This is a genomic window from Jeotgalibacillus soli (assembly GCF_000829435.1).
In the GTDB taxonomy this organism is placed as follows: domain Bacteria; phylum Bacillota; class Bacilli; order Bacillales; family Jeotgalibacillaceae; genus Jeotgalibacillus; species Jeotgalibacillus soli.
Genome location: NZ_JXRP01000009.1, coordinates 237,181 through 250,563, shown reverse-complemented (window position 1 = coordinate 250,563; position 13,383 = coordinate 237,181). Strand labels below are relative to the sequence as shown.

Sequence of the window (13,383 nt, the reverse complement as noted above, 5' to 3'; positions counted from 1 at the left end):
ATTAGAACGTAAACCCTCTTTAAACTAACGATCGTTTCTCTTTATATTTTGACCCAGCTTTTTGTATGATGACTCTCTAAAATGCTATCAATTAGCTTCATGATGTAATGCCCATCCTGAATAGTAGGCATAGAGGAATTCTCTTTATCCGGTTCACCATTCTTTCTCAGACGAACGTTATCATAAAATTCTGAAACTAAATTTTTTAAGCCGTCTGGCCAGCCTTCCTGATGACCGCCTGGATAATGGGCAAGCGCTGCAGCTGATTCAGATAACAAGGATGGATCCTTCACAAGCTCTTGATTCGCTTCGTCGCGTTTCCCGATCCAAAGCCTGTTTGGTTTCTCTTGATCCCATGATAGAGTTGCTTTCTCCGCGGCAATGTCGAAATGAAATTTGTTTTTTCGTCCTGCACTGACTTGTGAAACAGTGAAAACCCCTTGGATGCCATCCTCGAAATGGACAAGTACACTGCCGTAATCCTCCGTCGTGATCGCTACTTCTTCACGATTTTCATCCTGACTTTTCGAGAATGTACCTTTGTTCTTTTCAGACTTTTCCCTTACAGGATGCACAGTCTTTAAATCAGCAAACACTTCAATAATTTTCTTTCCTAAAATGTGCTGCACCGTATCGCACCAGTGTGATCCAATATCTGCGATGGCACGGGATGGTCCGTTTTTCTCCGGGTCCATCCGCCAGCTGTAATCCGTTTTATTCAAGCACCAATCTTGAAGATATCCGCCATAAACAATGTGGCAATCGCCATAAGTTTTGTTGCGCATGATGTCCTTTGCCTCAGCTACCATAGGATAAAAACGGTAATTAAAGGCGATGGTCGCAACACTTTGACTTTTTTCAGCCAATTCAGCGAGCTCTTTGGACTCCTCACTTGTCATGGCTAGAGGTTTTTCTGAAAGCAGGTGCTTTCCTGCCAGCAGTACATACCGGTTTATTGGAAAATGAAGATCATTTGGCGTACAATTGTGTATCGCTTCCACTTCCGGATCATTTATTAGTTCTAACGGATCAGCATAGGTTCGGGGAATCATGTACTCTCGAGCAAGTTCTTCAGCTTTTTCAATTGTACTGGCTGAAACAGCTACAACTTCTACACCCTTCAGTCTTCTTATAGCTTCTATATGTGCTTGAGCTGAAAAACCAGTTCCAATAATGCCAACTTTTACAGCAACCACGTTTTCCCCTCCTCCTGATTAAAGTGTCTCGACAATTTCTTTAATATGATCGATCGACTGTTTCGTAAAATCATCATAAACAGTCGATTCGCCTTCATAATTTGATACGAGATAAGGGTTTGAAATAGGAGGTAGAAACTCCATCGTGATCGATCCTTTATAGTTTAACTCTTTTAAATAAGCCATCACTGGTGCAAAATCGATTTGTCCCAGTCCAGCCGCTTCACGAGTATTATCTGCAATATGAACATGCACAAGATATTTTGAAATTTTCTTTAGGCTACCTACCATGTTTCTTTCTTCAATGCTCATATGGAATAAGTCTGCCATAATATTCACGCTGCTAATATTGATTTCGTCCGCAAGCTTTACAGCCAAGTCTAAATTCGACACAAGATACGTTTCGTAGCGGTTCAATGCTTCAATTGCAAGATTAATCCCTTTCTCCACTGCATATAATCCAGCTTCTTTAATGCTTTCAACAGCATTATTCCATTCATCCTTCTCGTTTGTTCCAGGGCTGACCTTCTCAACAAAGGTTGGAACAACAATGAGCGTCGGCGCACCTAATTCTACGGCCATATCAATACAGTCTTTTACATATTGAACTGCATTTTTTCTTGTAGAATCATCATCTGAAGATAAATCCCTTTCTGGTTTAAATATTCCACAGATTGACGTACAAACCATATCGTATTTTTCAAGTAATTCTTTTGTCTCTTGGATATTAATCGTGTAAGGCTCTCCTGCTAATTCAACTCCATCGTAGCCAAACTTCTTTAAGCGCTTTAAACTGTCTTCCAGCTCTTCATTTCCAAATATCCACTGTGTCGCACTGTATTGAAACATTCGTATTCCACTCCTTAACCCATTTATCAATGGTTTTTATCCTTAACCCTTTACTGCTCCCATTGTCAATCCGCGGATCATATGTCTTTGGACAATAATGGCGATGATTGCTACCGGAATAACAATTAACACCCCTGCTGCCGCAATTTGTCCCCATAGAATACCAACAGGTGTAGAGAATTCATTCAAACCAACTGGTGCTGTTTTTACGTTTGGACCTGATAAAATATTTGCAAACAAGAACTCATTCCAAGAAAAGATAAAAGATAGTAATCCCGCTGAAACAAGTCCAGGTCGAATGATTGGGAAAATAACTCTAAAGAAAGCTGTGAATCTGTTGCATCCATCAACAAGAGCTGATTCTTCAAGCTCTCCAGGGATATCCTTAAAGAATCCATATAGCAACAAGGTCGCGAGTGGAAGATTAAAGAATACGTGCATAAGGATGAATGCTAAGAAAGTGTCAACGAGCCCAAGATTAGCAAACAATAGGTATAACGGTAAGATGGTTACGATTGGCGGAATGATTCTTAGCGTAATCACCCACGTAATAATTTGCTTGCCGCCTGACAGCTTATATCTTGCGAACGGATAAGCAATGGTTATGCCAAGAATTAAAACGATAACGGTTGAAACAACTCCTACGATTAAGCTATTGAATAATAGTTGAAGAAAACCGCTGTCAAATAGAATAGCACGATAATTATCCAGTGTTGCAGTGAAGGACCATTGTGGAATGATCGTAAAAGCATCCGTCTGTTTTTTAAATGATGTCGCGACCATCCAATATATTGGAAAAATAAAGATAATAGTGGCTACAATAATCACAATGTGTTGTAAGATACTGCCTATATTTTTCTTAATCATTCCCACTTATTTTTCCCCACTTTCTTCAAACAAGCTAAATCGTTTCAGGAATAGCGTCAATAAGATTAGGACAATGATTAGCATTACAACAGCAATTGCTGCACCATAACCAAAGTCCAGGAATCTGAATCCTTTGTCAAAGACGATCCAGCTTAACGTCGATGTTACATTTACAGGCCCACCCTGCGTCATCATAAAAATTGAATCATATAATCTAAATGCATCGATTGTTCTTAATAACACAGCGATGATGATAACCTGTGACAGCATAGGAATCGTTACATACCTTAGTGCCTGCCATTTGGTTGCACCATCAATTTGAGCCGCTTCAAGCGGTTCATCTGAAATCCCCTGCAATCCTGCAAGTAAAATAATGATCATAAATGGAGTCCATTGCCAAATATCTGTGATAATGAGAGCCGGCAGCGCTAAAGTAGGATCAGATAGCCAGGCTGTTCTGTCAAAGCCTAATACTTCAGCAAAGTAATTGATAACTCCGTATTGCTCATTCATCATAAAACGGAACATTAGACCAACAACTGTTGGAGCCATAAAAATCGGGAGCATGATCAATGTCTGAAACATTTTCCCTGCTTTAATTTTTTGGTTTAAGATAAGAGCTAAAGCCAATCCAAGAACCAACTCAATGGAAACTGCTGAGACAACGAAAATAGCCGTTACTTTAATTGAATTCCAAAAGCTTGAATCCGCTAATAGTGTGGCATAGTTATCAAATCCTACATAAGGATTTTCAAAGTTTATTGGACTATAATCCTGAAAGCTAATCTTTAATAGAAAAATAAGAGGATATAACGCCATGAGGGCCAAAAAAACCAGCGCTGGTGCGGTAACAAGATAAGGACCCATTCTCTTCTTCATCGATAGACACACTCCTTACTTCTGTGTAAAAAAGGGAGAAAACCTGAGGCCTTCCCCCCCCTGCTGACTTTTTAGTTGTCTAACATATTGTTAACAGCTTCATCCGCTTGTTCCAAAGCTTCTTCAACCGTCATTTGTCCAACCTGTACCGCACTCAAGTATTCAGAAACAACTGATTCCCATTTTTCTTCTTGCGGGAAGAATGGTCTCGCCATAGCAGATTCCATTGCACCTTCAAGAGGCTCGTATCTTCTGAATCTTTCTGTTTCAGTGCCTTCAATCATTGCTCCAGTTAGTTCTTCATTTGTGTATGAAGCAGTACGTACTGGATCTCCTGCGCCCATCAATGCTTGCGCTACATCGTTATCTTCATTTTGAAGCCACGCAAGGAATTTAAATGCTTCTTCAGGATTTTTTGATGTTCTTGGGATAACATTCACCCATCCAGCTAAGTGAGGAGCTGATGTTTCCATTGTTGGAATTTGAGTAAACTCCCAATCCCCAACTGTTTGTGATAAGGAAGCATCATCTACCTCAAATGAGCTCCATGACCAGTGAATCGCCATGGCCAAACGGCCAGCAGATGCATCTGCTGCAACTTCCGCAAATGTATACTCATTAATCCCACCTGGAGAATATTCCAGTAAGTCAACCCATGTTTGTGTTGCTTCAACAACTTCAGGAGTTGTTAATGAAGACTCCATTTTATCCCAGTCAATTACATCTCCGCCATTGGAATAAACAAATGACAGCCATGTATGAACGTTACCAAAGCCTTTTGATCCTTGTGCAGCCCAGCCACTTAATGTTGTGCCTTCTACTTCTTTACCATGGAAAAACGCTGCAGCATCTTCAAATTGTTCCATTGTTTGCGGCGGCAGTAATTCGTAGCCGTACTCAGCTTGGAACTCAGCTTTTAATGCTTCATCGTTAAAAAGGTCTGCACGATACCAAAGCAAATGCGGGTGGATGGTTTGAGGCAAACCATATGTTGTTCCACCTTCACCGAACGAACCATTGTTGCCATCCCATTGAGCTAGCGCAAGAGCACGAGGCAAGTATCCATCAAGATCTACATTGTTTTCTGCAATTAGATCATCCAATGGCAACAATCGATCTGCCGCGGCAAACTCAGGAATCCAGTTATAATCTACGTTAAATAAATCATAATCCGCTTCTCCTGCAATTGATAAAGCCAGTCTTTGATAAATTGCGTCACGGCCTACTAACTCAACATTTACTTTAACGCCCGTTTCTTCCTCATACTCTTTCGCTAATTCCCTTGCCGCTTCACCCCATGAAGCACCTAGAAATACCGTGTTTAACGTAACCTGATCTCCGTCGCCGCCGCCTTCACTGTCAGAGCTTGAACCCTCATCGTTTGATGAGCAAGCGCTTAACACTAGTACAGATGTCAAAGCTGCTGCAATCCACTTTTTAGAAGAAAATAATTTCATAAAAAACCCACCCCCATAATTTTGTGTTATTCCACACTGACCATGATTTTTATCGTGTCTTTGTTATCTGCCGCTTCCACTAAACCTTCAACAATTTGATTCAATGGAATTCTCTTGCTAATAATGTCAGTCGGATTAATTCGTTTTGATGAGATTAATTCAATCGCTTTTACCCACGTTTCATATGTCCCTGCATAAGAGCCGACAATTGTAAGCTCTTTACTATAGATCTCAAATGGTTTGATATCCATCGTAGCATCAGCTGGTGCAGCTCCATATGCTACCAAAACACCTCCTTTTCGGACCATTTCAAATGCCTGCTTATAAGTCGGAACCGCGCCAACAACTTCAAATACAACATCGGCCCCTCTTCCACCCGTTAAATTACGAACAGCTTGTACAGGATCTGTTTCAGATGCGTCAATCACAACATCAACACCTAGATCTCTTGCTTTTTGCAGGCGTGCAGCATTCATTTCAGAAATGATTACCTTGCTTGCGCCGTTAAGCTTTGCCATCAGCGCATGTACGAGACCCATTGGACCAGCACCGATAATTGCAACGGTATCACCCATATCGACTTGTGCACGCTGCTGTCCGCGGATTACACATGCTAAAGGCTCAATGTATGCAGCTTCTTCCCACGTCATTTCTTCTGGGATTGTGTAGATATTTTTCTCTGGCGCTTTTACGTATTCCGCAAACGCTCCATTAATATGAACACCTAGCTGAGTAATATTTTCACAGAACAGCTTCTGTCCTGTTCGGCAGTAGTAGCAATTTTCACAGCTAATGTTAATATCAGCCGTTACACGATCTCCTGGTTTTACACTTGTCACAAGAGATCCAACCTTTACAACTTCACCCGCGAATTCATGACCTTGAATAAGAGGTTTTGGTGTCGGGAAATGTGCTCTGTAAATATGTGGGTCTGTACCGCAGATTCCGCATGTCTTAACCTTGATCAGCACTTCATTTCCACCGATTTCCGGAATTTCGACCTCTTCCAAACGCATATCTTCTTTTCCATATGTTACAGCAGCTTTCATTTTGTTCGTCATCATAGCTCCTCCTTAAATTTCTGCAAATAATTTTTTCAAATAATCAATGGATTCTTGCGTGTATTGATCATAAAACTCTTCATGTCTTGCTCCGCCAAATGGATCTGCAGAAGGGGGTAAAAGCTCCATTGAGATATATCCGTCATAGTTCATTTCCTTTAATGCCTTTGCAATGGGCTTAAAATCAATATGACCTCTTCCTGGAGCTGCCCGGTTGCTGTCAGCAAAGTGAACGTAAAACAGTTTATCACCGGCTAAGCGAAATGCTTCGCTAATGTCGTTTTCTTCAATGTTCATATGGTACGTATCACCCATGCAGCCTACATTAGGAAGATCAACTTTTTTCACGATATCCAATGACTGCTCCATGCGGTTCACTAAATAAGTTTCATAGCGATTCCATGGCTCCACGGTTATGCGAATGCCTTTTTCTCCTGCATACAGTCCAGCTTCTCTAATTCCTTCAACTGCCCATGAACGCTCTGTTTCCAGGTCAGTCTCTGGATGAATTTTCATATTTGCAGTTGGGGTCAGTGAAATCCCTTGAGCGCCAATTGTATGTGCAAAGTCCACACAATCCTTTACATACTGAATGGCATTTTTTCTAATGTCCGGGTTACTTGATACAAAGTCTCTTTCGGTGTTATAAATGGCACAAATTGAAGAAGCAGCGATACTATACTTATTTAATAGCTCTTTAATTCGGTCGGCATCCAAGTTCTCGTGATCCCCAACAAACTCTACTCCGTCGTAGCCGAATTTTGAGATCCTTGCAATCCCCTCCTCAATGTCCTCGCCTGCATAAACCAGTGTATTGTAAGAGTATTTAACCATGTGTAACTCCTCCTTTTATGAAATAAAAAGTGATAATTGATATTTCCCAAAAATACAAATGTAATCGTTTACATGTAATAGTAAAAAAAAATTATTTTTTCTTTTTATTGAATCCACAAGATTGACGAAGGATTAATTTATCCTCCAATACAATTTGTTTTCTATTTAACTCTTCAAAATTCATTTGTTTTAGAAGCAGCTCCATTGCCTTTTCGCCGATCTCTAACTTCGGCTGGCTTACAGTTGTTAATGACGGTTCAAAAATAGATGAAATTTTTATATCATCGAATCCTACTACCGCTATATCTTCAGGTACACGAAAAAAATTTTCTTTCGCTGCCTTTATTGCCCCAATGGCCATTTCATCATTTGCTGCGAAAACTGCTGTAGGCGGCTCCTCTAATGCACAAAGCTTATTCATTAAGTTATATCCGGCTTCATATGAATAATCGCCTTCTTGTACTAAAACAGAGTCCGTTTCCAGTTCATTCCTAAGCATAGCCTGGTGATACCCTTTCAAACGATCACGGCTAAGAATTACTTCCATTGGACCAGAAAGATGTGCAATTCTTTTATGACCTAAATTAATAAGATGCTCTGTCGCTTTTCTCGCACCGCTGATATTATCAATCGATACCGTAGGGATGCTCGATCCTTCCTTGTATTCACATGCCAGAACGACAGGAAAATCTTCTGAGAATTCTTCAATTACCTCCTGCTTCATACGTGCAGTTAGCAAGATCATCCCATCAGCTTGACGTTGACGCAGCTGATTTAAAAAATCATATTCTTTCTCTACATCATTGTTGCTATTGCCAAGAAGAACCTGATATCCATTTTCTCCAGCCTTTTGCTCAATACCTCGAAGGACTTCAGAGAAAAATTGATTTGTTACGTCGGGAACTATCACAAGAATTGATTTTGTTTCCATTTTTCTGAAAGACCTTGCTATTGTATTAGGCTGATAGTTCAATTCTTTTATTGACTCTAATACTCTCTTTCTCGTCTCTTCCCTAACATTTTCAGGACTGGAAAGAACCCTTGATACAGTAGCATTCGAAACTTCAGCTAGCTTCGCAACATCGCTCATTTTCACCATCTTTTTAATCCCTCTCGTAATCAAAAATATCTGATCAATCCTTGTAATCGTTTTCATTATAATCCTATCTATTTTTTATTTCAATAGTTTTTAGAAAATTAGAATCAATATTTTTTCGGGTTTTCTTTTTTATTAGATGTATAGCCAAATAACGCTTTTATACCAACTATTTTAGCTATACAACTTATTTTTTGAAGATTTATGTAAGCGTTACCAAAGAATTTATTGAATGCAATATTTTTACAACCATGATGATTTAACTAATAAAAACCCATTAATTCACCCGAATAAATGTAATCGATTACAAAAAATGCTTCATTCTAAACCATTGCGATTACGAAGCATTTTAAAGGAAAGATAATTCATAACGATTTATAATTAGGGAGAGCATTACAGCCATTTTCTTGGCTATAATAAAAATATTTCCAAAGGAGGATTTACTATGTCATTAAAAGGGAAACGCGTAGTCATTGTTGGAGGCACTTCCGGGATTGGGCTATCAACCGCTAAGGCATTTCAGGATGAATCGGCGCAGGTCATTATCGCAAGCCGTTCTGCTTCAAAGATTTCTAAAGCAACTCAAACATTAGGCCAGGGTGTGGAGGGCCACGAGCTTGATTTCCGCAGCGAAGAAAATGCAGCAGAATTTTTCAAGAATATTGGACAAATTGACCATTTAGTCGTTACTGCCGGAGAAGGTGCAATGGGTCTTTTTAGAGACTTGCCCGTATCAGATGCAAGAGACGCCTTTGACAGCAAGTTTTGGGGACAATATATCATCGCCCGTGCAGCCATTCCTTATTTGGATAAATCCGGATCCATCACATTGACATCCGGCGTGTACGGTTTACGTCCTCCTCATGGTGCATCTACCCTTGCCGCTATTAACTCTGCAATCGAGGGCTTAGTTCGAGGCCTTGCAGTCGAGCTTGCTCCAACCAGAGTAAATGTCGTTTCACCTGGCATCGTTGATACACCCATTTATGCGGGTATGTCTAACGAGCAAAGAAATAACATGTTTGCTGGAATTTCAGAGCAATTACCAGTTGGCCGAGTTGCAAAGCCTGAAGATATTGCCGAAACATACGTGTACTTAGCTAAAAACGGGTTTACAACCGGAACCGCTGTTCTGATTGACGGTGGAGCTCGTCTAATATAACAGATTCCTTGAAAAATGGACCGCTTGCCTGCTTAACTGGGAAAGCGGTCCTTATCATTTGAGATGAATTTTGATAAATAGCATTTGTTGGTCTGTTGGTTCGCATCCTAAATATTGTGAACAAACCAAAAACATGGATAATGAGCCCAATCGCTTTTTCATTGACATGTAATTTGGAGAATGGCTTTAACTGTTATGGAAATCCTAACTTATTGGCGATTTTTTTGCTTACTACAAACCGGAAAGGACTAATTCCAGATGAATTATTCAAATGAACAAATAACAGAGATTAATGACGCTTTAAAAAAACGTACCGTAACGTTGCCGGATGGCACTTCCCTTCCATCCTTAGGACAAGGAACCTGGTATATGGGAGAGGATTCACAAGCAAGATCAAAAGAAATAAAAGCACTTCAGTTTGGTATTGATTTAGGAATGACCCTCATTGATACGGCCGAGATGTATGGCAGCGGTGATTCTGAACGCTTAGTGGGAGAAGCCATTAAAGGTCGAAGAGATGAAGTTTTTTTAGTTTCAAAGGTGTATCCTCATAATTCTGGATTAGACAGCATTGCCATTGCGTGCGAAAACAGCCTAAAACGTTTGGGCGTCGAGCAGCTGGATTTATACCTTTTACATTGGAGAGGCGGCGTTCCATTAGAAGAAACCATTGATGGAATGGAAAAACTGAAGAGGGAAGGTAAAATTGCCAGATGGGGTGTTTCCAATTTTGATACGAGTGATATGAAAGAGTTATGGAGCACACCTAACGGAGAAAACTGCGCCATCAATCAAGTTCTCTATCATGCAGGTTCAAGGGGGATTGATTTTGATCTCGTTCCTTGGCAGCAGGAGCACAGGATGCCGATTATGGCTTACAGTCCCCTCGCTCACAACGAATCATCAAAAAAACGTCTAATCAGTGATCCAATTTTTAATGAAATTGCACAAAAATATGGTGTAAAACCGCTACAAATCGCACTCGCCTGGACCATCCGAAGCGGACAGGTTATCGCCATTCCAAAGGCTGTACAGGAGCAGCATGTTTTTGAAAATGCACAAGCAGCAACCATCGAATTGTCGGAAGAAGATTTAACTAGAATTGATCAGGCGTTTCCAAAACCAACTAGAAAAATGCCATTAGATATTTTATAGCGTTTTACCCCCTTCATAAAAATCTTGGATGTTCCTATCTGCAAAATAGGCACCCAACGGCAGCTTGGACAAACTCCTTTCTCTTCCTGTCAACATAGTGTAAAGGGAGAAAGGGGGGTATTGCTGTGGAGCATTTAACTTATACAGATTATTTTATGGGTGATGATCAATCTGTAATGATGGATGAAAGACAATTTCCATATTATTACCCATATCCGAGGCCAAGACCTAGACCATATTTTCCATACTATCCTTTTTATCAACCGCGTCCCTACTATCCACGCCCTTATCCTTGGCATGGTTATGGCGGAGTCTATTGGCAGTAAAAAATATGTTTATGAAAGAAGACCCCTTTTTTCCGGGTCTTCTTTTTTATGAATGAAGACCATCCCTTCCTGTAAATTAGACAAAAGCAACTATTATATTAAATTGTTCACTAAATGTTCTTACTGTTAACGCTTACTCCACATTAAGGAAAAGGTATCCGAAAATATGCTGAAATAACCAATTGCTCTGTCGATATAAGAAAAAGAATTCAAATGTTATAGGTATAAAGAATCAAGACATAGGTTTTCATACATATTTTTTCAATTTAAGACAAATAAACGATCATCCACTACCTCAACTTTTCAATTCTACTCTGCTTATTATCTATTAATCCCATACAGTAAAGGAGTGTTTTTCAATTAGCATCCAACAGTAAAAATTGATTCAGAATGACTGCAATAAATGATATGGCGCACGTGACATTCCATATATTACAACAAACTAATGAATACATATAGGAGGACGTAAACTGTGAATTCTGTGAAACAAAAATTTCTGCTTACTTTTCTACCCATCATTTTATTAACATTACTGGCTGCCTTTGTCATTGTGTATAGCAAATCAAACGAATTGCTCACGGATGCATTTGAAGAAGAAGCGCTTTTAATGCTTGATGGTTCCACGAATGAAATTGACAACTACTTTCTTATCCATGTTGAACGATTGAAAAATATGGTGAGTTCCTCTGATATAAAGAGTATGAATGACGAAACCCAAATGAGTTATTTACAAAGACAAATGGAAGCATACCCTGAATATTTAGCACTATTTGTGACAGATTTAAATGGAGATGGCTTTTCAACGACAGGTGCTGAGTTTAATATAGCGGATCGGGAATACTTCCAGGAGATCATGGACGGTGCAGCTTTAAGTATTTCTGACATGATCTTCAGCCGCTCAACAGGAGAGAGCTCGTTTGTTGTTGCTGTTCCAATCCAGGATAACAACGGAGAGCTACTCGGGTTAGCTGCCAGCACCTTTACCACCGATACGTTTAGTGAACTGGTATCTTCAATTGAGATTGGCGAAACAGGCTACGCCTTTGTTACACAAGGGGACGGGCTCATCATCGCCCACCCTACCCTTGATTATATTGCAGAACAAAACCTTACAGAATTTAATATTCCTGAATTAACAGAAGCTCAAAACAATGCCGAGGTTTCGAATGCTCAAACACTGCAATTTGAATTAGAGGGTGAGGGCGAGCTTTATGCCTTTTATGAAAAAATCCCTTCAACAGACTGGAATCTATTTATTTCGGTCCCTAGCGAGGAAGCAACAATGCAGCTCAGCAGCTTAAGAAATCTTGTTATGATTGCCGGTTTGGCGGCAGCTCTCTTGACCACGATCGCAATTATTCTTTTTGCTCAAAGCATCACGAGACGTTTAAAGGAATTGCGGAATGCTACTGAGAAAATTGAACAGGGCGACCTCACCGTTCGAACTGCCCTAAAAGGAAAAGATGAGATCGCCATACTGGGCCAGGATATCAATAAAATGGCTGATACGATGAACGATATGATGAACAATATTCATCACACATCGACACAATTAAACGAATCATCCAATTATTTGGTTGTAGCCAGTGATGAAACACGTGAATCATCAGAGCAAGTAGCTCAGAGCATTTCAGAAGTAGCATCAGGAAGCTCAGAAGTCGCTTCTTCTGTCACAATTGTGAATGAAGAAGTAAATGAAATTGCTCATCAAATTGATACGATTGCATCGAATACTAACGAAGTAAAGGGGCTTACACAAGCAAGCCAAAAAGCATCCGTAAATGGTGATCGGGAGGTTAATCAGGCTGTCACAAAAATGAACGAAATGAATCAGACGGTTCACGATTTATCAACACTGATTAAAAATGTAGATGGCAAATCCTCTGAAATCGGTAAAGTCGTCGATATCATTTCTCAAATCGCTGATCAAACGAACCTTCTCGCCTTAAATGCTTCCATCGAAGCAGCGCGTGCCGGTGAATCAGGTAAAGGATTTGCTGTGGTAGCAGATGAGGTGCGAAAGCTAGCGAATGAAACCACTCATTCGGTTGAACAGATCAGCCAACTAATTTCTGAAACGCAAAAGGAAAGCTCCCGTGCCGTTATTGCTGTCAATCAAGGTGTACAAACCGTTGAAGAGAGCACAAAAACATTTCAAGTAGTGGCACAGGTATTTAAAGAAATTGCCGATGATGTAGAAAAAATTAACGAGAAAACCCAAGGAATTGATGACTCCATTCATCATTTAAAACAGGTCGCTCAAAAAATCGGAGAGCAAGTGGAATCAATATCCGCTATTACCGAAGAAATTTCTGCAAGCAGTGAAGAAGTAAGCGCGACAAGCGAGGAACAATCCGCAAGCGCCGAGCTTATTTCACAAGACGCAGTGAAGCTTCAAAAGCTTTCTGAGGATCTCAATGAATTGCTAAACCATTTTAAGGCTAATAGGTAAAAACCAATCGTTGTTAAAAAGAGAGGATCAAAGAGTGTTTGTGCTCTTT

Annotated in this window: 12 protein-coding genes; 4 read left to right on the top strand and 8 right to left on the bottom strand. The window is 40.1% G+C overall.

The genetic code is table 11. The features are described 5' to 3' along the window. Positions 1 to 41: 41 nt before the first annotated feature. From KP78_RS04245 to KP78_RS04210, 8 genes are all read right to left on the bottom strand, one after another. A complete protein-coding gene (locus KP78_RS04245) occupies positions 42 to 1,196 on the bottom strand; it encodes a Gfo/Idh/MocA family protein (RefSeq protein WP_041086587.1) in 1,155 nt (384 codons plus the stop codon). 18 nt (positions 1,197 to 1,214) lie between these two features. Further along, positions 1,215 to 2,045, bottom strand: a complete 831-nt coding sequence (locus tag KP78_RS04240) for a sugar phosphate isomerase/epimerase family protein (protein WP_041086585.1) — start codon at positions 2,043 to 2,045, stop codon at positions 1,215 to 1,217. A 42-nt stretch (positions 2,046 to 2,087) separates the two neighbouring features. Next, a complete protein-coding gene (locus tag KP78_RS04235) occupies positions 2,088 to 2,912 on the bottom strand; it encodes a carbohydrate ABC transporter permease (RefSeq protein WP_235420863.1) in 825 nt (274 codons plus the stop codon). A 6-nt stretch (positions 2,913 to 2,918) separates the two neighbouring features. Further along, complete coding sequence (locus tag KP78_RS04230; protein WP_041086583.1) at positions 2,919 to 3,791, bottom strand: carbohydrate ABC transporter permease; 873 nt, start codon at positions 3,789 to 3,791, stop codon at positions 2,919 to 2,921. A gap of 71 nt (positions 3,792 to 3,862) precedes the next feature. Continuing rightward, a complete protein-coding gene (locus tag KP78_RS04225) occupies positions 3,863 to 5,248 on the bottom strand; it encodes an ABC transporter substrate-binding protein (protein ID WP_041086582.1) in 1,386 nt (461 codons plus the stop codon). Positions 5,249 to 5,274: 26 nt separating this feature from the next. After that, on the bottom strand, positions 5,275 to 6,309 hold the full coding sequence (locus tag KP78_RS04220) for a zinc-dependent alcohol dehydrogenase (protein WP_052474547.1): 1,035 nt from the start codon (positions 6,307 to 6,309) through the stop codon (positions 5,275 to 5,277). Positions 6,310 to 6,321: 12 nt separating this feature from the next. Further along, a complete protein-coding gene (locus tag KP78_RS04215; protein WP_041086580.1) occupies positions 6,322 to 7,143 on the bottom strand; it encodes a sugar phosphate isomerase/epimerase family protein in 822 nt (273 codons plus the stop codon). Positions 7,144 to 7,234: 91 nt separating this feature from the next. Continuing rightward, positions 7,235 to 8,242, bottom strand: coding sequence for a LacI family DNA-binding transcriptional regulator (locus tag KP78_RS04210; protein WP_041087466.1), 1,008 nt, complete (start codon positions 8,240 to 8,242; stop codon positions 7,235 to 7,237). Between the two features lie 442 nt (positions 8,243 to 8,684). On the opposite strand from KP78_RS04210, the gene KP78_RS04205 reads away from it, so the two are divergent. The 4 genes from KP78_RS04205 (at position 8,685) to KP78_RS04190 (ending at position 13,334) form a co-directional block, all read left to right on the top strand. After that, on the top strand, positions 8,685 to 9,401 hold the full coding sequence (locus KP78_RS04205) for an SDR family oxidoreductase (RefSeq protein ID WP_041086578.1): 717 nt from the start codon (positions 8,685 to 8,687) through the stop codon (positions 9,399 to 9,401). A 258-nt stretch (positions 9,402 to 9,659) separates the two neighbouring features. Beyond that, entirely contained in the window at positions 9,660 to 10,556 is an 897-nt protein-coding gene (locus KP78_RS04200; protein WP_041086576.1) for an aldo/keto reductase, read from the top strand. Positions 10,557 to 10,681: 125 nt separating this feature from the next. Next, entirely contained in the window at positions 10,682 to 10,882 is a 201-nt protein-coding gene (locus tag KP78_RS04195; protein WP_041086574.1) for a hypothetical protein, read from the top strand. 472 nt (positions 10,883 to 11,354) lie between these two features. Next, positions 11,355 to 13,334, top strand: a complete 1,980-nt coding sequence (locus KP78_RS04190; protein WP_041086573.1) for a methyl-accepting chemotaxis protein — start codon at positions 11,355 to 11,357, stop codon at positions 13,332 to 13,334. Positions 13,335 to 13,383 lie beyond the last annotated feature (49 nt).